General features: G+C 74.0%; 19 protein-coding genes. 6 read left to right on the plus strand and 13 right to left on the minus strand.

Annotated features, from left to right (window positions below; translation table 11 throughout):
- Positions 1-37: 37 nt before the first annotated feature.
- A complete protein-coding gene (locus ACIQG9_RS07910) occupies positions 38-583 on the plus strand; it encodes a CGNR zinc finger domain-containing protein (protein WP_400399136.1) in 546 nt (181 codons plus the stop codon).
- Here ACIQG9_RS07910 and ACIQG9_RS07915 read toward each other — a convergent pair.
- The 5 genes from ACIQG9_RS07915 to ACIQG9_RS07935 form a co-directional block, all read right to left on the minus strand.
- Entirely contained in the window at positions 543-1,121 is a 579-nt protein-coding gene (locus tag ACIQG9_RS07915) for a GNAT family N-acetyltransferase (RefSeq protein WP_400399137.1), read from the minus strand. The two genes, ACIQG9_RS07910 and ACIQG9_RS07915, sit on opposite strands and share 41 nt — an antisense overlap.
- Positions 1,122-1,308: 187 nt before the next feature.
- The gene (locus ACIQG9_RS07920) at positions 1,309-2,718 is read right to left on the minus strand and encodes a class II fumarate hydratase (RefSeq protein ID WP_400399138.1); all 1,410 of its coding nucleotides are present in this window, start codon (positions 2,716-2,718) and stop codon (positions 1,309-1,311) included.
- Positions 2,719-2,853: 135 nt separating this feature from the next.
- On the minus strand, positions 2,854-4,527 hold the full coding sequence (locus ACIQG9_RS07925; RefSeq protein ID WP_400399139.1) for a fumarate hydratase: 1,674 nt from the start codon (positions 4,525-4,527) through the stop codon (positions 2,854-2,856).
- A gap of 67 nt (positions 4,528-4,594) precedes the next feature.
- Positions 4,595-6,034, minus strand: a complete 1,440-nt coding sequence (locus ACIQG9_RS07930; protein ID WP_400399296.1) for a PQQ-binding-like beta-propeller repeat protein — start codon at positions 6,032-6,034, stop codon at positions 4,595-4,597.
- 178 nt (positions 6,035-6,212) lie between these two features.
- Entirely contained in the window at positions 6,213-6,701 is a 489-nt protein-coding gene (locus ACIQG9_RS07935) for an Lrp/AsnC family transcriptional regulator (protein WP_400399140.1), read from the minus strand.
- A 147-nt stretch (positions 6,702-6,848) separates the two neighbouring features.
- Here ACIQG9_RS07935 and hppD point away from each other — a divergent pair, with 147 nt between their 5' ends.
- The 4 genes from hppD (at position 6,849) to hisC (ending at position 10,909) form a co-directional block, all read left to right on the plus strand.
- Positions 6,849-8,054, plus strand: a complete 1,206-nt coding sequence (hppD, locus tag ACIQG9_RS07940) for a 4-hydroxyphenylpyruvate dioxygenase (RefSeq protein ID WP_400399141.1) — start codon at positions 6,849-6,851, stop codon at positions 8,052-8,054.
- An 11-nt stretch (positions 8,055-8,065) separates the two neighbouring features.
- Positions 8,066-8,800, plus strand: a complete 735-nt coding sequence (locus ACIQG9_RS07945; protein ID WP_400399142.1) for an RDD family protein — start codon at positions 8,066-8,068, stop codon at positions 8,798-8,800.
- A 73-nt stretch (positions 8,801-8,873) separates the two neighbouring features.
- A complete protein-coding gene (locus tag ACIQG9_RS07950; protein ID WP_400399143.1) occupies positions 8,874-9,809 on the plus strand; it encodes an RDD family protein in 936 nt (311 codons plus the stop codon).
- Positions 9,806-10,909 (plus strand): histidinol-phosphate transaminase, encoded by a 1,104-nt coding sequence (gene hisC / locus ACIQG9_RS07955; protein ID WP_400399144.1) that lies wholly within the window; start codon positions 9,806-9,808, stop codon positions 10,907-10,909. Before ACIQG9_RS07950 ends, hisC begins: the two co-directional genes overlap by 4 nt.
- A gap of 31 nt (positions 10,910-10,940) precedes the next feature.
- Here hisC and ACIQG9_RS07960 read toward each other — a convergent pair whose 3' ends face one another.
- The 5 genes from ACIQG9_RS07960 to ACIQG9_RS07980 form a co-directional block, all read right to left on the minus strand.
- Positions 10,941-12,194, minus strand: coding sequence for a PQQ-binding-like beta-propeller repeat protein (locus ACIQG9_RS07960; protein WP_400399145.1), 1,254 nt, complete (start codon positions 12,192-12,194; stop codon positions 10,941-10,943).
- Positions 12,195-12,269: 75 nt separating this feature from the next.
- Entirely contained in the window at positions 12,270-12,752 is a 483-nt protein-coding gene (locus ACIQG9_RS07965) for an SRPBCC family protein (protein ID WP_400399146.1), read from the minus strand.
- Positions 12,753-12,859: 107 nt separating this feature from the next.
- Positions 12,860-13,069, minus strand: coding sequence for a DUF397 domain-containing protein (locus ACIQG9_RS07970; RefSeq protein ID WP_400399147.1), 210 nt, complete (start codon positions 13,067-13,069; stop codon positions 12,860-12,862).
- Between the two features lie 157 nt (positions 13,070-13,226).
- Positions 13,227-14,426 carry a fumarylacetoacetase gene (gene fahA / locus ACIQG9_RS07975; protein WP_400399148.1) on the minus strand — a complete coding sequence of 400 codons (1,200 nt, stop codon included), beginning with the start codon at positions 14,424-14,426 and terminating at the stop codon, positions 13,227-13,229.
- The gene (locus ACIQG9_RS07980; protein ID WP_400399149.1) at positions 14,423-15,289 is read right to left on the minus strand and encodes a hypothetical protein; all 867 of its coding nucleotides are present in this window, start codon (positions 15,287-15,289) and stop codon (positions 14,423-14,425) included. Before ACIQG9_RS07980 ends, fahA begins: the two co-directional genes overlap by 4 nt.
- 95 nt (positions 15,290-15,384) lie before the next feature.
- Between ACIQG9_RS07980 and ACIQG9_RS07985 the strand changes: the two genes are divergently transcribed.
- Positions 15,385-16,581 carry a homogentisate 1,2-dioxygenase gene (locus tag ACIQG9_RS07985; protein ID WP_400399150.1) on the plus strand — a complete coding sequence of 399 codons (1,197 nt, stop codon included), beginning with the start codon at positions 15,385-15,387 and terminating at the stop codon, positions 16,579-16,581.
- Between the two features lie 729 nt (positions 16,582-17,310).
- Here ACIQG9_RS07985 and ACIQG9_RS07990 read toward each other — a convergent pair.
- The 3 genes from ACIQG9_RS07990 to ispD are packed head-to-tail and all read right to left on the minus strand — an operon-like array spanning position 17,311 to position 19,780.
- On the minus strand, positions 17,311-18,579 hold the full coding sequence (locus ACIQG9_RS07990) for a tetratricopeptide repeat protein (protein WP_400399151.1): 1,269 nt from the start codon (positions 18,577-18,579) through the stop codon (positions 17,311-17,313).
- A gap of 6 nt (positions 18,580-18,585) precedes the next feature.
- Positions 18,586-19,068 carry a 2-C-methyl-D-erythritol 2,4-cyclodiphosphate synthase gene (ispF, locus tag ACIQG9_RS07995; RefSeq protein ID WP_400399152.1) on the minus strand — a complete coding sequence of 161 codons (483 nt, stop codon included), beginning with the start codon at positions 19,066-19,068 and terminating at the stop codon, positions 18,586-18,588.
- 16 nt (positions 19,069-19,084) lie between these two features.
- A complete protein-coding gene (gene ispD, locus ACIQG9_RS08000) occupies positions 19,085-19,780 on the minus strand; it encodes a 2-C-methyl-D-erythritol 4-phosphate cytidylyltransferase (RefSeq protein ID WP_400399153.1) in 696 nt (231 codons plus the stop codon).
- Positions 19,781-19,812: the final 32 nt, after the last annotated feature.

Genomic DNA, 19,812 nt, shown 5'->3' on the forward strand with positions numbered 1-19,812 from the left:
ACCGTGACGCTAGCGGCCGGCGAAGACAGGAGTCAAGTTGCTTTTTGCCCATGACACCGAGTGTGGTCTGACCGCCGCCGCCGCTCTGGTCAACAGCGGCGGCCAGGACCTCGAGGGGCTGCCCGACGTGCCCGCGTTGGACCGGTTCGTCGCCGCGAACGGGTGGACCGGCCGGCACGAGCACACCGAGGCGGAGCTGCGCGAGGTCCACGCGCTGCGCCCCCGGCTGCGTCCCCTCTGGGACGACGACCCCGACGTCGTCGTCACCGTGGTCAACGAACTGCTCCGCGAGTCCCGGGCGCTGCCGCAGCTCATCCGGCACGACGACGAGCCGTACCACCTGCACGCGGTGCCCCGGGACGCCCCGTTGGCCACCCGGATGGCCGTCGAAGCGGCGATGGCCGTCGCCGACCTGGTCCGTGGCGACGAGCTGGGCCGGCTGCGGCGCTGCGCGCGCCCGGGGTGCGCCAACGTGCTGGTGGACCTGTCGAAGAACCGGTCCCGACGGTTCTGCGAATCCGGCTGCGGCAACCGGGTCGCGGTCAGCGCCTACCGGGCTCGGCGGGCGGCCGGTCAGCCCTGACCAGCTCGTACTCGACCTCGCCCTGCTCGAAGCCGGCGATCGGGTCGTCCCAGTCGAGGTGGAAGGTGCGGACGTGGCGCAGGCCGGCCTTCGTCAGCACGGCCCGGGACCGGACGTTGACCGCCATCGTCTCCGCCCACACCCGGCGTACCCCCACCCGGTCGAAGGCGTGCCGGACCAGCGCCCGGGAACCCTCGGTGGCCAGCCCCCGCCCCCACGCCGACCGGCGCAGCCGGTAGCCCAGCTCCGCCTCGGTGCCGTCGTCGGAGGGGTCGAGCGCGAACCAGCCCAGGAAGCCGCCGCCGGCCCGCTCCTCCGCCGCCCAGCGGCCCAGCCCGGGATGCCGGTCGTACCCGGCGAGGATCCGCGGAAGCTGCTCGTCCCTGACCGTGGCGACCGGGGTGGGCCGACCGCCGGTCAGGAAGCGCATCACCTCCGGGTCGGCGTCCAGGTCGACCAGTTGCGCCACGTCGGCCATGGTGAACCGGCGCAGCCGCAGCCGTTCCGTCTCCAGCAGCACCCCGTCACCTCCGCGCACGCCCAGATCATGCCGGCCGCCGTGCCCCCGGTCGACGGGTTATCCGGCGTCCGCTCCAGCCGGGCGAGCGGGTCCGCGCCCGCAGCGCGGATGATCCACTCCAGATCGGCGAGGTGCCGGTGTCACCCTGCCCTCGATACCGCCAGATCGCCGTAACGGAGGCGATCACCCCCGGCCCGGACGACGGTCACGGATGGGTCATCCGGAGCAGGTCCAGGGCCTCGTCGAGCTGGGTCTCGGTGAGCTTGCCCGAGTCCAGGTGGCCCCGGGAGATCACCACCTCCCGGATCGGGACCTGCTTCGCCAGCGCCTCCTTGGCGATCGAGGCGGCCTCGTCGTACCCGAGGTGGCGGTTGAGCGGGGTGACGATCGACGGCGACCCCGCCGCGTACGCCAGGCAGACCTCGTCGTCCGCGACCAGGCCGGCCACCAGGCGGTCGGCGAAGAGCCGGCTGGACGCGGAGAGCAGCTTGATCGACTCCAGCAGGTTGCGACCCATCACCGGGAGCATCACGTTCAGCTCGAAGTCGCCCTGGCTGCCGGCGAACGCGACCGTCGCGTCGTTGCCGATCACCTGCGCGCAGACCTGCCGCATCGCCTCGGCGACCACCGGGTTCACCTTGCCCGGCATGATCGACGAGCCGGGCTGGAGGTCCGGGATGCGCAGCTCCCGCAGGCCCGCCCGGGGACCGGAGCCCATCCACCGGACGTCGTTGGCCAGCTTGTACAGCCCGACCGCGACGGTACGGAGCTGGCCGGACGTCTCCACCAACGCGTCCCGGGCACCCTGCGCCTCGAAGTGGTTGCGCGCCTCGGTCAGCGGCAACCCGGTCGAGGCGCGCAGCTTCTCGATCACCCGGCCGGCGAAGCCGAGCGGGGTGTTGATGCCGGTACCGACGGCGGTGCCGCCCAACGGCAGCTCGGCCAGCCGGGGCAGCGCCCCCTCCAGCCGTTCCACCCCGTAGCGGACCTGCGCGGCGTACCCGCCGAACTCCTGGCCGAGGGTTACCGGGGTGGCGTCCATCAGGTGGGTACGGCCCGCCTTCACCACCGTCTCCCACTCGGCCGCCTTCTCCTCCAACGCCCCGGCCAGGTGCTTCAACGCCGGCAGCAGATCCTCCACCACGAACTGGGTGGCGGCCAGGTGGATCGAGGACGGGAAGACGTCGTTGCTGGACTGCGAGGCGTTCACGTCGTCGTTCGGGTGCACGTCCCGCCCCAGCTCGCGGCCGGCCAGGGTGGCGATCACCTCGTTGGTGTTCATGTTGGACGAGGTGCCCGAACCGGTCTGGAACACGTCGATCGGGAACTGGTCGTCGTACCCGCCGTCGGCCACGTGCGCGGCGGCGGTGGCGATCGCCGCCGCCACGTCCGCGCCGATCACTCCCAGCTCACCGTTGACCTGTGCGGCCGCACCCTTGATCTGGGCCAGGGCCTTGATCTGGGCCGGCTCGATGCCCCGGCCGGAGATCGGGAAGTTCTGCACCGCGCGCTGGGTCTGCGCCCGCCACAGCGCCTCGGCGGGCACCTCCACCTCGCCCATCGAGTCGCGTTCGATCCGGTAGCCCGCTGCCTCTGGAGTCGTCACCCGTACCATCCTGCCGCGCCCGCCGCCGGCCCGCAGATGATCGCTCAGGCCGGCCCGGCGGACACCCGGCGGTACGGGTCGCATGTCGACGGGCACCGGCCGGCGAAGGGCGCCGGGCCGGCACCCGACGCCCGACGTCGACGCCTACGCGCCGCGGCGGCCCACGGTCAGCACCGGCTTGGTCACCTCGGCGAAGAAGTCGTTGCCCTTGTCGTCCACCACGATGAAGGCCGGGAAGTCCTCCACCTCGATCTTCCAGACCGCCTCCATGCCCAGCTCGGGGTATTCGAGCACCTCGACGTGCCGGATGCAGTCCTGGGCCAGCCGGGCCGCCGGGCCGCCGATCGAGCCGAGGTAGAAGCCGCCGTGCTGCTGGCAGGAGCGGGTCACCTGGGCAGACCGGTTGCCCTTGGCCAGCATCACCTGGGAGCCGCCGGCCGCCTGGAACTTCTCCACGTACGCGTCCATCCGGCCGGCGGTGGTCGGGCCGAACGAGCCGGAGGCGTACCCCTCGGGGGTCTTGGCCGGGCCGGCGTAGTAGACGGCGTGGTCGCGCAGGTACTGCGGCATCGGCTCGCCCGCGTCCAGCCGCTCGGCGATCTTGGCGTGGGCGATGTCCCGGGCGACCACCAGCGGGCCGGTCAGCGAGAGCCGGGTCTTCACCGGATACTTCGACAGCTCGGCCCGGATCTCGTCCATCGGCCGGTTGAGGTCGACCCGGACGACCTCCTCGGTGTCCAGCGCCTCGTCGGTGACGTCGGGCAGGTAGCGGGCCGGGTCGGTCTCCAGCCGCTCCAGCCACACGCCCGACGGGGTGATCTTGGCGACCGCCTGCCGGTCCGCCGAGCAGGACACCGCGATCGCCACCGGGCAGGAGGCCCCGTGCCGGGGCAGCCGGACCACCCGCACGTCGTGGCAGAAGTACCGGCCACCGAACTGCGCGCCGATGCCGAAGTTGCGGGTCAGCTCCAGCACCTCGGCCTCCAACTCCAGGTCACGGAAGCCGTGCGCGGTCATCGAGCCCTCGGTGGGCAGCGCGTCCAGGTACTTGGCGGAGGCGTACTTGGCGGTCTTCAGGGCGTACTCGGCGGAGGTGCCGCCGATGACCACCGCCAGGTGGTACGGCGGGCAGGCCGCGGTGCCGATCAGCCGCAGCTTCTCCTCCAGGAACTGCATCATCCGCGTCGGGTTCAGCAGCGCCTTGGTCTCCTGGTAGAGGTAGGACTTGTTGGCCGACCCGCCGCCCTTGGCCATGAAGAGGAACTTGTACGCGTCCGGGTGGCCGTCCGGGTCCTCGGCGTACAGGTCGACCTGGGCGGGCAGGTTGCTGCCGGTGTTCCGCTCCTCCCACATGGTCAGCGGGGCGAGCTGCGAGTATCGCAGGTTGAGCTTCGTGTACGCCTGGTAGACGCCCCGCGAGATCGCCTCGGCGTCGCCGCCGTCGGTGAGCACGTGCCGGCCCCGCTTGCCCATCACGATGGCGGTGCCGGTGTCCTGGCACATCGGCAGCACGCCACCGGCGGCGATGTTGGCGTTGCGCAGCAGGTCCAGCGCGACGAACCGGTCGTTCGGCGAGGCCGCCGGGTCGTCGATGATCGACCGGAGCTGGGCCAGGTGCGCCGGCCGCAGGAAGTGGGCGATGTCGTGCATCGCCTCGGCGGTCAGCGCGGTCAGCGCGGCCGGCTCCACGGTCAGGAAACGGCGGCCCCCCGGACCGTGGACTACGTCGACGCCCTCGTCGGTGACCAGGCGATATTCCGTCTGGTCCGGACCGGTCGGCAGCAAGGGGGCGTACGAGAACGCGGCGGCACTGCTCATGACGGAAAAGCCTAGGGCAGACCGGGCGATCGGTGACACCCGCCGGGTCGGTCGTGGGACGCCGCTCTCATCGGGTGCCGGTGTCGCAGAGCTCCCGCTTCGGTCCGCAACTGTCCTCGGCGTCCGGCGCGCCGCCGCCACTGCTGCCCGGACCGGGGACGCCGGCGCCGTCCCGCGCCGGGGGCGGTGGCCCGCCGGCACCGGTGCCGAAGCGGACGTAGCCGATCTCCCGGCCCTCGCCGACCACCATGCCGTTCGGTCCGACCGCCAGCGCGTTGGCGCTGGTCCGCAGGACCACCAGCTCACGACCGGTACGCGGGTCCAGGGCGACCAGCCGGTTCGGCTTCTCCCCGGTCAGCACCGCCGCGTACGGGGTGAGCGCCGCCCCCGCCTTCGTGCCGGCCGGCCGGGTCCAGCGCAGCCGGCCGGTGCCCAGCTCCCGGGCCACGACCGACTGCTTGTCGGCGGTGCGGACCAGGGCGTACCGGTCGTCGACGGCGAGCAGCCGCTCGCCCTCGGCGTTGACCAGGAGGAGCCGGCCGTCGTAGCCGTCGAGGACGACCTCCCGGCCGTCGGGGCCGACCCCGATCAGCACGTTCCGGGCGCCCTGCGGATCCTCCCGCTGGGCGCAACCGGCACTGTCCGCGGTGCGCAGGTTGAACCCGGCCCGCCGCCACACCTCCTGCCCGTTGGCCGGGTCCCGGCCGGAGGCGGCGTACTGGCAGGAGCCGTCGGCGGAGACCGCGTTGATCCGCAGCATCCGGCCGCCGACCACCGACAGCCGCTCGTCCCGGCCCGGTTCGACGTTCTGCACCACCCGGCCGGTGGCGGTGTCCACCACGTGCACCCGGCCGTCCACCGGGAAGCCGAGCAGCGGTGGCACGGCCTCCGGCCCGGCCAGGCCGTCGTCGATCCGCTGGGCGGTCAGCCGGCGGGTGCCGAGCAGGTCCGGGTTGTCGGCGAAGAGCCCGGTGCTGACGCCGGGAAGGAACGCCGTCCACAGTGGGCTGGTGCCGCGCGGGTCCCAGGCGGTCAACGTGCAGTCGGTGGCCTGCACGCAACGCGCGTCGAGCAGCATGTTCCGGTACGTCCAGACGGCCACCGCGTCACCGTCGCGTCGGCGTACCGCCCCGGTGGTGGGGTCGAGCAGTTCGTACCCCTTGACCAGCAGCTTGCCCACGGCGACGACCGGGTCGCGGTCCCCGCCGGCGACCGCCGACCAGTCCGCCTTGCGCTCCCAGAGCTGGGCGCCGGTGGCGAGGCTGCGCACCTCGATCCGGGTCCGCTGCTCGACGACGACGGTGTCACCGGCGATGGTCACGCTCTTCGGGGTGCCGCCCACCCGCTGCTGCCAGGCGACGTCCGGCTCGGAGATCGGCTCGCTGCGGTCGACCCAGTCCCACAGCCCCGGGAAGGGGTTCCACACGCCGGTGGCCGCGAGCACGACCACGGTGATGAGCCCGAGCAGCAACCACCCCCGCGTCCCAAGGCCCTTCACACCGCACACGGTAGCGACGATCACCCCCCGCTCCCGCCCCTGCCCCGGAGTGTCGCCTCCCTTTCTCCCGCCGCCGGCACCGCGTGATCACGAGGCGGACGGCGACAAACCTGGCATTCCGCGCGACCTGCCCGACCTGCCGCGCCCCGTCACGATCAGCAGCGGAGTCGGGAAGGTGGGGGCACGGTCAGGGGGTCGCGGCGGAGTGCAGGAGGGGCAGGGTGCGGTAGGGGATCTGCTCGGCCAGCGCGATGATCGTGGAGGCGCGGCGGATGGCCTCGGACGAGACGATCTGGTCGATCACCCGCTGGAGGTCGGCGTTGGAGCGGGCGACGATCCGGCAGAGCAGATCGCTGGCGCCGGTGATGGTGTGCGCCTCCAGCACCTCGGGGATGGCCGCCAGGTGGGCGGTGACCGTGTCGTGGCCGTGCCGCTGGCTGATCTCCAGGGTGACGAAACTGGTCACCGTGAAGCCGATCGCCGACGGCGAGATGTCCGGCCCGAACCCGCCGATCACCCCCCGGTCGACCAGCTTGTCGAGCCGGGCCTGGACGGTGCCCCGGGCCACCCCGAGCCGGCGGGAGCACTCCAGCACCCCGATCCGGGGTTCGTCGGCGAGGAGTTGGACGAGCCGCGCATCCAGCTCGTCGAGCTGTACATCCTGTCCAGCATTCATGGGTTGACACCCTACTTGTTGCGCAAGCTGACCAGGGAAAGAGCCGACAGTTGCCCAGTCAACCGGGTCACCGCGATCCTGCCTGGAAGAAGCAACCGAACCACCGCGGCGGCCCACCAGGCCGGCCGGTACGCAAGGGAGGCCACCATGACCCAGGCGATCGACCGACCCCAGTCGACCGAGGAGGTCGACGTCGACGCGCTCGTCGGCGCCGTCGACCACGACATCACCCGCGACCCGTTCCCGGTCAAGGGCCTCGACCACGTGCACTTCCTGGTCGGCAACGCCAAGCAGGCCGCCCACTACTACTCCACCGCGTTCGGCATGACCTGCGTGGCGTACCGGGGGCCGGAGCAGGGCTACCGGGACCACGCCGAGTACGTGCTCACCAGCGGCTCGGCCCGGTTCGTGCTGACCGGGGCGGTCCGCCCGGACGCCGCCGGGGCCGACCACGTGGCGACGCACAGCGACGGCGTCTCCGACATCGCGCTGGAGGTGCCGGACGTCGACGCCGCGTACGCGCACGCCACCGCGCAGGGCGCGACCGGCCTGGTCGAGCCGCACGACGTGACCGACTCCCACGGCACCGTCCGGCTGGCGGCCATCGCCGCGTACGGCGACACCCGGCACACCCTGGTCGACCGGTCCCGCTACACCGGCCCGTTCCTGCCCGGCTTCGTGGCCCGCGGCCCGATCGTGGACCGCCGGCCGATGATCGACGCCGGCCTCCAGCCGAAGCGCTTCTTCCAGGCCGTCGACCACGTGGTCGGCAACGTGGAACTGGGCCGGATGGACGAGTGGGTGGAGTTCTACAAGCGGGTGATGGGCTTCTCCAACATGGCCGAGTTCATCGGTGACGACATCGCCACCGACTACTCGGCGCTGATGAGCAAGGTCGTCGCCAACGGCACCCGCAAGGTCAAGTTCCCGCTCAACGAGCCGGCGGTGGCCCGCAAGAAGTCGCAGATCGACGAGTACCTGGAGTTCTACCAGGGCCCCGGCGCGCAGCACATCGCGGTGGCCACCAACGACATCCTGGCCAGCGTCGACGCGATGCGGGCGGCCGGCGTCGAGTTCCTGGACACCCCCGACTCGTACTACGACGACCCGGAGCTGCGGGCCCGGATCGGCAACGTCCGGGTGCCGATCGGCGAGCTGAAGTCCCGCAAGATCCTGGTCGACCGGGACGAGGACGGCTACCTCCTCCAGATCTTCACCAAGCCCGTGCAGGACCGCCCGACGGTCTTCTTCGAGCTGATCGAGCGGCACGGCTCGCTCGGCTTCGGCAAGGGCAACTTCAAGGCGCTCTTCGAGGCGATCGAGCGGGAGCAGGAAGCACGCGGCAACCTGTAACACTGTCGAGCGTGACGCAGCCTCCGACGCACCCGACGCCGCCGGCCGGTGGGCCCCCGCCCGCCGCCGGCGGCGGCTTCGCGCCGCCCGCCGGCCCCACCCCCCAGGGGTACGCCGTGCCGCAGCAGCCCGGCCCGTACCCGGTGCCGGCGCAGCCCGGCCCGTACGCGGGGCTGCCGGCCTACCCGCCGCCGGCTCCCGGTGCCCCGCCCCGGCCCGGCTTCCCGCCGCTGTCACCGGGCGGCCAGCCGCTGGCCAGCTTCGGCGACCGGCTGCTGGCGGTGCTCCTCGACGGGCTGGTGCTCGGCGCGGCCAGCCTGGTCCTGATGGTCCCGGCCGTCATCGCGTTCTTCGCGCTGGTGGTGCCGGACCTGACCGCCACCGCGCCGGACGGCACCCCGGAGTCCGACCCGTTCCTCGACCTCCTGCTGCCGCTGCTGGCGCTGGACGCCGCCATCTTCCTGCTGGCGTTCGCCCTGAGCTACGTCTACCAGGTCGAGATGATGTTCCGGACCGGGCAGACCGTCGGCAAGCGGGTGCTGAAGCTGCGGGTGGTGCCGCTCGACCCGGCCGGCGCGCTGAACCGGACGATGGCGGCCAAGCGCTGGGCCGCCAGCCAGGTCGCCGGTACGGTCGTCCCCGGCTTCAGCTACCTCGACGGGCTCTGGCAGCTCTGGGACAAGCCCTGGCAGCAGTGCCTCCACGACAAGTTCGCCGGCACGGTCGTCGTTAAGGTTGCTCCGTGAGTGAGCAAAGCGAGCGAACCGGACAGCTCGGCGCGGCCGGACCGCCCGGAGCCGGGTGGAGCGGGGCGAGGCCGTGAGCGTGCAACCAGGCTGGTACGTCGACCCGGCCGAACCGACGACCCGCCGGTGGTGGGACGGGGAGGGCTGGCTCGGTGCCCCGATCCCGGTCGACGTCACCCCGCCCGACGGCCCCCCGCCGCCCGAGCCGGAGCCCACCCCGGAACCGCCCACCCCGGAACCCCCCGCGCCGGCCTCCCCCGCCGGCCCGGTCGCCGGGCGGCCGTCCCCGCCCTCGTGGGCCACGTCCGCGCCCCCGGGAGCACCGGGAACACCCGAGGCCGGACACCCGCAGGGTCCGCCGCCCGGCTGGCCCTACCCCACCTGGCCGGGTCGTCCGCCCGAGCCGCGCCCGCACGGGCTGCCGCTGGCCGGGTACGGCGCGCGGCTGCTCGCCCGCCTGATCGACTTCGGTGCGGTCTTCCTGCTCAACGCGGTGGTCAACGGCTGGTTCGTCTGGCGGTACGTCGAGGAGACCGCGCCGTACCTGCGCGAGGCGGGACGCCGGGCGCTGGCCGGCGACTCCTCCCGGGAGGGGTTGCCTGAGATCGGCGAGCAGGTCAACGGGCTCCGGATCGCCATCCTGGTCATCGCCACCGCGCTCTGGTTCGCCTACGAGGTGCCGTCGATGGCGTCCGGGGGGCAGACCCTCGGCAAGCGGCTGCTGCGTATCCGGGCGGTGCCGGTGGAGGCCGACCAGCCGCTCGGCTTCGGGCGGGCCACCCGGCGGTGGAGCACCCTCGGCATGCCCACCCTGCTCTGGTTCTGCTGCGGCTTCGGCCTGCTGCTCCAGTTCGTCGACGCGGTCTCCGCGCTCTTCGACCACCCGCTGCGCCAGGCGCTGCACGACAAGCGCGCCCAGACCGTCGTGGTGCGGCTTCCCCACCCCGACAGCTCCGACGGTCCCGACACCCCGACCGACCGTGCCGACCCCCCGGGAGACACCCCATGACCGACACCGGACGCCACCAGCCCCCGCTGCGGCTGACCCGCGCCGACCTCGACGCGCTGCCCCACTACGTGCCCGGTCGCAGCCCCGCCGACCTGGCCCGCGAGCTGGGCCTGGCCGAGGCGATCAAGCTGGCCAGCAACGAGGTGCCGTACGGCCCGCTGCCCGGCGTGGTCGAGGCGGTCACCGAGGCGGTCACCGGATCGCACCGCTACCCGGACATGGGCGTGGTGGCGCTGCGCGCCGCGCTGGCCGACCGGTACGGCGTGGACCCCGACCGGATCGCCACCGGCTGCGGCTCGGTGGCGCTGGCCGAACACCTGGTCCGGGCCACCTGCCTGCCCGGCGACGAGCTGCTCTACTCGTGGCGGTCGTTCGAGGCGTACCCGATCATCGCGGCGACCAGCGGCGCGACCAGCGTACGGGTGCCCAACGACGCGGGCCACGGCCACGACCTGGCGGCGATGGCCGCGGCGGTGACCGACCGGACCCGGATGGTGCTGGTCTGCAACCCGAACAACCCGACCGGTACGGCCGTCCGCAAGCCGGAACTGGACCGGTTCCTCGACGCCGTCGGCGACGACGTGCTGGTCGTCATCGACGAGGCGTACCGGGAGTTCGTCACCGACCCGGAGGTGCCGGACGGGCTGACCTACCTCGACCGGCCGAACGTGGTGGTGCTGCGCACCCTCTCCAAGGCGTGGGGGCTGGCCGGCCTGCGGATCGGCTGGCTGGTCGGCGCGCCCGAGGTGGCCGCCGCCGTCCGCAAGGTGGTCACCCCCTTCTCCACCGGCCTGGCCGCCCAGGCCGGCGCGCTGGCCGCGCTGGCCCAGGCCGACGAGATGGAGCGGCGCTGCGCCCTGATCGTCGCCGAGCGGGACCGGGTCACCGAGGCGCTGCGCAAGTTCGTCCCCGACGTGCCGGCCAGCCAGGCCAACTTCGTCTGGCTGCCGCTGGGCGACCGGGCGGTGGAGTTCGGCCGGGCCTGCGAGACGCGCGGCGTGATCGTCCGGCCGTTCGCCGGGGACGGGGTGCGGGTCACCATCGGCACCCCGGCCGAGAACGACGCGTTCCTGGCCGCCGCGGAGTCCGCGCTGTCCTGAGCCGTCACTCCGAGGGCTCGCCGCGGCCGGCTCAGGTCGCGGCGAGCACCACCGGCTCGGCCATCAGGAAGTACCCCTGGTCGTCGTCGTCCGGGCCGGCGGCCTCCCGCAGCCGCTCCAGCGCGACGTAACCGCCGGACGCGTACGCCAGGCCGGGTTTCCAGCCGATCCCGTCCCGGCCCACGGTCATCGGGAACCGGGACCGTTGGGCGCCGGTGACCGGGTCGAGGGTGACCAGTTCCCGCTGCTCGGTCAGGACGTACAACCGGCCGGCCTCGGTGGCGAGGATCCGCACCGGACCGAGGTCGCCCCGCTGCCAACGTTCCTTGCCCGTCCGGGCCTCCCGGCCCTTGAGCACCCCACCGTCGTCGCCGACGGCCAGCTCACCGGCGAGCGTGCTGTCGGCGGCGTCCAGCGCGGGGGCGGCCACCGGGTCACCCGGCCCGACCAGCCAGCCCCGGCCACCGGACCCGTCGGCGGCGGCGGTACGCAGTCCCCGGCACTGGGACCGGGGGGTCAGGCAGCCGACGGGGGTCACCACGAACCGGTCACCGGCGTCCGGCGGTCGCCAGCGGGTGCCCACCGTGCCGGTGGCCACGTCCCGGAACTCGACCGTCGTCGGCCCGGCGCAGGAGTCGACCGAGACGGCCTGGCCCGCCCCGGTGGTGCCCAGGTCGGTACGGCAGTCCGGGTCGCCGTCGACCCGCCACAGCTCCCGCCCGTCGGTGAGGTGGTAGCCGTGCAGCCGCCCCTGTCCGGAGACCACCAGCACCGACCCGCCGTCCGGGCCGGGCGTCACGGAGATCCCAGCCGGGTTCCAGACGGTGGCCGCGCCGGTGCGTCGGGCGGTGGAGCCGGCACCGGGCTCGGGACCGTCGGCCCGCCAGGCGACCCGCCCGGTGAGCGCGTCCAACGCCACCAGCCGCCCGTCCGACCAGCGGCTCAGCACCGTCGTGCCGGCCGCCAGCACCCCGTTGAGCTGGGCCGGCCACCGCCGGTACGACCAGAACGGGGTGACCCGGTTGCGGCTGTCGGCGGGTTGGTCGGCGTAGAGCTGACGCTCGGCGGCGTAGACCCGGAGCCGGCCCGCGACGACCAGCGGCGCGACCGGCAGCCGGCCCACCACCCCGATCGCCGGGGTGCCCACCGGCGGGAGCGCGGCCTGGGCGGGGGTGCTCACCTCGGCGGGTGCGAGCACCCGGTAGCCGATGCCGGCGACCGCCCCGAGGGCGAGCAGCACCGTGACCGCGACCACGAGCCGTCGCCGCCCCTTCGGGAAACCCATGCCCACCTCCGCCCGGCACCCTACCCAGGCATCCGCCGGCAGACCCGGTCAGGTCAGGGCGCGGCGTGGCCCGGCTCAGGCGGCCGTGGCCCGCCCGGCGCTGCCGGCGGCGACGGCCAGGTCGGCCAGGTCACGGCGGATCGCCCCGTCCACCGCCCGGGCGGCCAGCCCGCCGAAGAGCAGCGCCAGCACCCGGCCGTACGGGGCGGTCGGCACCGCCTGGTGCTCGACGGTGACGGCGGTGCAGCCCCGGCGGCGGCGCTGGGCCGGCCGCAGCGACCAGGTGATCCGGTAGTCCACCCCGGTGCCGGGGGAGCTGAGCTCCAGCCGGTACGGCGGCTCGGCCGCCAGGACGACGAACTCCTCCGCCTGGTCGCCACCGTCGGGCCGGGTGCGGGTCTCCCGCCAGGCGGTGCCCGGCCCGAACTGCCCCGAGGTGAGCAGCTCGACGGCGCCGACCGTGGAGAGCCAGCCGGCGCGGATCGGCAGGTCGGTCAGGAGTGCCCACAGCTCGGCAGCCGGCACCTCGATGAAAGCGGTGACCGCAACCGTCGACATGACACCTCCCGTGTCGTCCACCGTACGGCGGGTGAGCGGACCACGGGGGGCCGGGCGGTGAAATTTCCGTCACCGGTGCCCCGATCGGGGCACCGGTGCGGTGTGGTTCAGGGCCGGAACCACCCCTCGCGGACGGCGTCGACGAACGCCGTCCAGCCCGGCGGGCCGACGACGAGGGCCGGGCCCGCCGGGTCCTTGGAGTCGCGTACCCCGACCACCGCATGGGTGCGCGCGAGGTTGTCCGCCACCTCCACGCAGAGCCCCTGGTCGTTCGAGCGGCTACTGGTGCGCCATACCGCGCCCACAAGATCGTTCATGCTCATAACCTCCTGTCCACTGGGACGTGCCGCGCCGACCCGGCCCACGCCGCCGACAGGGGCGGGAGGCGGGGCGTGCCGACGGGATCCGGTGGATCAAACGCGGCAGGAGGGCGGGCCGGTCGGACAGTGGGTGCGACCGGCCGGGCCGGGACGGTCAGCGGGCGGGGAGGATCCGTCCGGTGACCTCGCCGAGCGCGACGGTGGTGCCGTCCGGGCCGGGGGCGGTGGCCCGCAGCGTGACGGTGTCGCCGTCGGCCAGGAAGGTGCGGGTCTCCCCGCCGCCGATCTTGACCGGCTCGGTGCCGCCCCAGGTCAGCTCCAGGAACGAGCCGACCTGGTCGCGCTCGGGGCCGGAGACGGTGCCGGAGGCGTACAGGTCGCCGGTACGCAGTGCGGCGCCGTTGACGGTGAGGTGGGCCAACTGCTGGGCGGGCGTCCAGTACATGCTGGCGAACGGCGGCTCGGTGACCCGCTCGCCGTTCCACTCGACGGCCAGCCGCAGGTCGAGGCCGAGATGCGGAGTGTCGCGCAGGTAGTCCTGCACCGGCGGGTCCTGCTCGGGAGCCGGCACGAACGCGTCGGCGAGGGCGTCCAGCGGGGTCACCCAGGCGGAGACGGAGGTGGCGAAGGACTTGCCGAGGAACGGGCCGAGGGGCTGGTACTCCCAGGCCTGGATGTCCCGGGCCGACCAGTCGTTGACCAGCACCACCCCGAAGACGTGGTCGGCGAAGTCGGCGGCGGCCACCCGGTCACCGAGGGCGCTCGGCACACCCACCACGAAGCCCACCTCGGCCTCGATGTCGAGGCGCACCGACGGACCGACGGTCGGCCCCTGCCCGGTGGCGCGCTGCCCGGTCGGGCGGACCACGGGGGTGCCGGAGACCACCACCGTGCCGGCCCGGCCGTGGTAGCCGATCGGCAGGTGCTTCCAGTTCGGCAGCAGGGGCGGCTGGCCGGGGCGGAAGATCTGCCCGACGTTGCCGGCGTGGTGCTCGGAGGAGTAGAAGTCGACGTAGTCGGCGACCTCGAACGGCAGCAGCAGCTCCGCCTCGGCCAGCGGCACCAGCAGCGGCTCCACGGCGGCGCGGTGCGCGGGGTCGGTGAGCAGTTCGACGATCCGCTGCCGGACCGTCGTCCACTGCGGGCGGCCGAGGGCCATGAAGTCGTTGAGGGTGGGCCGGCCGAGGGCACCGGCGGCCAGCACCAGACCGGCCGACTCCGCGCCGGCCAGGTCGAGCACCAGATCGGCGACGCGTACCCCGATCCGTGGTTCCCGCCCGCCGTGCCGGAACACCCCGTACGGCAGGTTGGCCACGCCGTACGGCGAGCCGTCCGCGCCCGTCACCCAGCTCATCGGTCGAGTCCCCCGTTCACCAGCCCCAGCCGGATCAGATCGGTCAGTGGTTCCAGGATGCTGCACGAGCCGAAGCCCCTCCAGAGCGGACGGTCGTCGTCCCGCCCGGCTCGGACCGGCTCGGCCAGCGGCGCCGGATCGGTGGCGGCGAGCAGCACGGCCACCTCGTCCACCTCGGCGCCCCCGGCTGCGGCGAGCGCGGCGGCGAGCACGTTGCCGAAGCCGTGATGGGTGAAGCCGGTCTCCGGGTCGAGGTGGCGCACCGCGTGGTGCAGCCCGGCGGTCAGCTTGACCGGCAGGTCGCGGTCCCGGCAGGCGCAGATCACCGCCGCCAGCTCGACCGGGGTGGGGAAGAGTTCGGCGGCCAGCCCGCCGGTGCGGAACTTCGCGGCGATCGGCATGCCCCGCCCCCGGGCCTCGGCGAGGGTGTCCAGCGCGCCCATCAGCCCGAAGGTCAGCGGGATCTCGGCGTACCAGTCGAGGCCGTCCCGCTTCGCGGTGAGCCTGAGCAGCTCGGCCAGGCCGGGTTGCGGGTCCTCGCCGCGCCGGGCGACCGCCACCTCGACCTGCCGGGCGATGATCCCGGCGGGTTCGAGGAGGGACAGCGTGGCGGGCAGCCGCTCGATGCCGGTGTCGCCGATCAGCCCGATCACGAAACCCTCGGCCGGGTCGATCAGGGCGTCCAACGCCCCGGCGGCGACGGCGGAGGCGGGCACCAGCAGCGGGCCGACCAGGTCGGCGTACCAGGAGGCGCGGTGTTCGCGGTGCGCGGCGACCGCGTCGGGCAGCGACGCGCTGCCGGGCGGGAAGACGGCGGCGTCGTCGACGAGGCCGGCGAGGATGCGGGGGACCTGCGTTGACACGAGACAAGAATCTACGGGACGCTGTCAAGGAACGGACAGCAGCGTCCGATTACCGGACGCCACCGGCCGGACAACGGGACATAACGGGAGGCGACATGCCGTACTACCGCACTGTCGGCGAGGTGCCCCGCAAGCGGCACACCCAGTTCCGCCAGCCCGACGGCAGCCTCTACGCCGAGGAGCTGATGGGCCAGGAGGGCTTCTCCTCCGACTCGTCCCTGCTCTACCACCGGTACCCGCCGACCGCGATCGTCGCCGCCGAGGAGTTCACCCCGCCCGCGTACCGCCGGGTGCCGAACCTCCCGCTCAAGCCGCGCCACCTGCGTACCCACAAGCTCGACGGCGCCGGGGCCGATCCGGTGCTCGGCCGGCGGTACCTGCTCGCCAACGACGACGTCCGGATCGCGTACGTGCTGGCCGACCGGCCGTCACCGCTCTACCGCAACGCCACCGGCGACGAGTGCCTGTACGTCGAGGACGGTGCGCTGCGGGTGGAGTCCACCTTCGGCGTGCTCGACCTGGTCGCCGGCGACTACGTCGTGATCCCCACCTCGACCATCCACCGGCTGGTCCCCACCGGCGACAACCCGACCCGGCTGCTCGCCGTCGAGGCGACCGGGCACATCGGCCCGCCCAAGCGCTATCTGTCGGTACGCGGCCAGTTCCTGGAGCACGCGCCCTACTGCGAGCGGGACGTCCGGGGGCCGGACGCGCCACTGCTGGTCGACGGCACCGACGTCGAGGTGCTGGTACGCCACCGGTCCCGGGCCACCGGCCCGGGTGGCAGCGGCACCGCCTGGACCCGGCACGTCTACGCCAACCACCCGTTCGACGTGGTCGGCTGGGACGGGCACCAGTACCCGTGGGCGTTCTCCATCCACGACTTCGAGCCGATCACCGGCCGGATCCACCAGCCACCGCCGGTGCACCAGACCTTCCAGGGCCCCAACTTCGTCATCTGCTCGTTCGTGCCCCGCAAGGTCGACTACCACCCGGACGCCATCCCGGTGCCGTACAACCACCACAACGTCGACTCCGACGAGATGCTCTTCTACACCGGTGGCAACTACGAGGCCCGACGCGGCTCCGGCATCGAGCAGGGATCCATCTCGCTGCACCCGTCCGGTTTCACCCACGGCCCGCAGCCGGGGGCGGCGGAACGCTCGATCGGCGTCGACTTCTTCGACGAGCTGGCCGTCATGGTCGACACGTTCCGCCCGCTGGACCTCTGCGACGCCGCCGCCGAGTGCGAGGACCCCGGCTACGCCTGGACCTGGGCCCGCCGCCCCTGACCCGCCCACCCCGACCCGCCCGACCCGCCGCCCGGCGGGCGGGCGCGGCAGCGGGCAGGCGCGGCACTGGCAGGCACGGCACCCGGGCAGGCGCGGCGCTGGCGGGAACGGCACTGGCGGGCACGGCGCTGGCGGGCACGGCACCCGGGCGGGCACGGCACTGGCGGGCACGGAACTCGGGCGGGCGCTGCACGGCGGGCGCGGCAGCGGGCAGGGGCACTGGAGGTCTGGTGCGTGACCTGGCCGCCCACTACGCCAGACGGGGCGGATGCGGGTGCGCTGCGGCCTCCAGGCCGATCACCTGCCCCGGTCGACGGTGTCCACCACCGTCTGCCGCCGTCCCGGGTGCCGACGGTGATCCCCTGTGCCGAGTCGCCCCAGGCGGAGGTAATCCGCGACAATCGAGTATGCCGCTCCGGCATATTTATGCCAGATCGGCATACTCGTCTACGGCATAACAGCGATGGGCGAGGAGCCAATGCGACGCCCTGCTCGCGGTCGGATGCGCGAGTAGGTCCGCCAGCCGGACGCGGGTCAAGTGTCCGCCAGCGGACCCGGGGTCAGGTGTCCGCCAGCGGACGCGGGCCGGTTCGCCCGGCCGCTCGGTCAGCCGAGACGGCATTGCCGATCAACGAGCCGCCCGACCACCACCCGACCAGGCGCCGAACCCCGTGCCCCCGACCGCCGAATCCGAGCCGCCGGACCACCACCCGACCCGCCGGGGCAGCCCTAGACGCCCGCCCGGGTGGCGGCGGTCAGCGTGGCGGCCACCGCGACGGCGATGGCGGCCACCAGCGGCCACGGGGTGCCGACCAGCGCGTAGAGCAGGAGCAGGGCCGGGCCGGCCGGGACCGCGTACACGGCGAACGCCAGCGACCGGTCCTCCCGGCGTAGCGCCGGCAGGACCACCCGGGTCAGTTCGGGCACCCGTCGGGACAGCCGCCAGACGAGCAGGCCACCACCGGCCGCCGCCACGGTCGCCACCAGCCGGCTGGGGCCCGCCCCGCCGGCGGCCAGGACGGCGAGCAGCAGGCTGGCGACCAGCGACCAGCCGCTGCCGACGAGGACGAGCCGGCGCAGCCCGGTCCAGACAGGCAGCTTCTCCGAGCGGGTCGGATGCACCGGCGCCAATGCGGCCACCTGCTCCAACGCCAGTACCCAGCGCCGCCGTTCCAGCCGCAGCACACCCGGGTCGTGCCGGGCGTCGGCCAGCCCCGGGTCGAGCCGCAACGCCTCCCGGTAGGCCCGCTCGGCCAGGTCGAACAGCTCCAGCCGGCCGGCGACCAGGGCGAGCACCAGATGCGCCTGCGGCTCGTCGGGGGCCAACTCCACCCCGCGCCAGGCCGCGTTCAGCGCCGGCTGGCCGTTGCGCGCTTCGGCCAGAATCGCCGCCGCGCTCCGCTGGGCGTACGCATCGGTCGGCCCGGCCGCCAGGATCCGATCGGCGGTACGGGCCGACTCGGCGTACTCGCCCAGGTCGGCGAGGGCGATCGCCCGGACGACCAGCGCGGCGGTCGGCACCGTTGCGGGCGACGCCCCGGCCGACGTCGGCGGATCACCGTGCTCCGGCGGAAGGCCCGATCCGGACGGAGCCAGCGGAGCCGGAACCACCTCCGGCGGGACCGACACCACCGGCGGGACCGGCGGAACGGGCGCACCCGGCGGCACTGGCGAGCCCGGCGCACCGGGCGGCGCCACCTGGCCGGACCCGTCCGGCAGTCCCGACGAGCCGAGCAGACCGGAGGAGCCGGTCGGACCAGGGAGACCTGACGGGTCAGGGCGGAGTGGAGCGGTTGCCGCGTCGGCGGCGGCAAGCGCCTCGGCGGGTCGACCGGCGGCGAGGTGCAGCCGGGCCAGCAGGGTCAGGGCGGCGGGGTCGGTGGATGCCAGGACGAGCGCGAAGCCCAGTTCCTCGGCGGCTTCGTCGTACCGGCCGAGTTCGGCGAGCAGTTGGGCCCGCTGCCGGTAACCGTCCAGGGTCGACTCGTCGTCGGTCATCGGGCCCTACCCGGCCGGGGCTTCGTAGACCAGGGCCACCGCGATCCCGGCGAGCCCCTCACCGCGCCCGGTGAAGCCGAGTCCGTCGCTGGTGGCGGCGGTGACGGTGACCGGCGCGCCGACCGCCTCGGAGAGCACCTGCTGCGCCTCGTCCCGGCGTGGGCCGATCTTGGGTCGGTTGCCGACGACCTGCACCGAGACGTTGCCGACCGCGAAGCCGGCCGCGCGGACCCGGCGGGCGGACTCGGCGAGCAGGGCCACCCCGGAGGCACCGGCCCACTCCGGCTGGTCGACCCCGAAGTTCGCGCCGAGGTCACCGAGCCCGGCGGCGGACAGCAGGGCGTTGCAGGCCGCGTGCGCGACCACGTCGGCGTCGGAGTGCCCGGCCAGGCCGTCCTGGCCCGGCCAGTGCAGGCCGGCCAGCCAGCACGGTCGACCGGCCGCGAAGGCGTGGATGTCGGTGCCGACGGCGACCCGAGGAACGATCATGGATCGAGGGTACGCGTCACCGGCCGGCGGCCAGCAGGTGCTCGGCCAGGGCCAGGTCGAACGGGCGGGTGACCTTCAGCGCGTACTCGGACCCGGCGACGCAGAACACCGGGACGCCCTGCTTCTCGACCAGGCCGGCGTCGTCGGTGAGCGGGTCACCGGCGGCGGCGTGCGCGGCGGCCAGCACCTCGCGGCGGAAGCCCTGCGGGGTCTGCACGGCACGCAGGGCGGAACGGTCGACGGTGCCGAGGACGACGTGGTCGACCCCGACCTCCTTGATCGTGTCGACCACCGGGAGCACCGGAATCACCGCGTCGTGGCCGGCGCGGACCGCCGCCGCCACCGACTCGACCAACTCGGGTGGGGTGAGCGCCCGGGCCGCGTCGTGCACCAGCACGATCTCCGGGCCGGACGGCACGGCGGCCAGCGCGTTGGCCACGGACGCCTGCCGTTCGACCCCGCCCGCCACCACCAGGACCGGCGCGACCGGGGCGAGCAGCCGTCGGACCGCGTCGACCTCGGTGGCCGGCGCGGCGACCACGACGGTGTGCACCGACGGTGCGGCGGCGATCCGGCGTACGGCGTGCACCAGCAGGGGCTCCCCGCCGAGCAGGCGGAGCGCTTTCGGGCCGCCGGGGCCGAGGCGTACCCCGGCACCGGCCGCAGGAACGAGGACCGCGACGTCACCGCGCGGATTGAGCTGCGCGGTCACGTCGCGGTCCTCGTGATTTCTTCGCTGCGGGG

The sequence above is a fragment of the Micromonospora sp. NPDC092111 genome (genome assembly GCF_044755745.1).
Classification (GTDB): Bacteria; Actinomycetota; Actinomycetes; order Mycobacteriales; family Micromonosporaceae; genus Micromonospora.

What these genes read in the sequence shown, in the direction of transcription:
- hisC (WP_400399144.1), top strand. Translation starts at nt 9,806, where the DNA reads ATGACCGACACCGGACGCCACCAGCCCCCGCTGCGGCTGACCCGCGCC.
- hppD (WP_400399141.1), top strand. Translation starts at nt 6,849, where the DNA reads ATGACCCAGGCGATCGACCGACCCCAGTCGACCGAGGAGGTCGACGTC.
- ACIQG9_RS07985 (WP_400399150.1), top strand. Translation starts at nt 15,385, where the DNA reads ATGCCGTACTACCGCACTGTCGGCGAGGTGCCCCGCAAGCGGCACACC.
- ispF (WP_400399152.1), bottom strand. Translation starts at nt 19,068, where the DNA reads ATGATCGTTCCTCGGGTCGCCGTCGGCACCGACATCCACGCCTTCGCG.
- ACIQG9_RS07935 (WP_400399140.1), bottom strand. Translation starts at nt 6,701, where the DNA reads ATGAATGCTGGACAGGATGTACAGCTCGACGAGCTGGATGCGCGGCTC.
- ACIQG9_RS07960 (WP_400399145.1), bottom strand. Translation starts at nt 12,194, where the DNA reads ATGGGTTTCCCGAAGGGGCGGCGACGGCTCGTGGTCGCGGTCACGGTG.
- ACIQG9_RS07970 (WP_400399147.1), bottom strand. Translation starts at nt 13,069, where the DNA reads ATGAACGATCTTGTGGGCGCGGTATGGCGCACCAGTAGCCGCTCGAAC.
- ACIQG9_RS07990 (WP_400399151.1), bottom strand. Translation starts at nt 18,579, where the DNA reads ATGACCGACGACGAGTCGACCCTGGACGGTTACCGGCAGCGGGCCCAA.
- fahA (WP_400399148.1), bottom strand. Translation starts at nt 14,426, where the DNA reads ATGAGCTGGGTGACGGGCGCGGACGGCTCGCCGTACGGCGTGGCCAAC.
- ACIQG9_RS07925 (WP_400399139.1), bottom strand. Translation starts at nt 4,527, where the DNA reads ATGAGCAGTGCCGCCGCGTTCTCGTACGCCCCCTTGCTGCCGACCGGT.
- ACIQG9_RS07920 (WP_400399138.1), bottom strand. Translation starts at nt 2,718, where the DNA reads ATGGTACGGGTGACGACTCCAGAGGCAGCGGGCTACCGGATCGAACGC.
- ACIQG9_RS07965 (WP_400399146.1), bottom strand. Translation starts at nt 12,752, where the DNA reads ATGTCGACGGTTGCGGTCACCGCTTTCATCGAGGTGCCGGCTGCCGAG.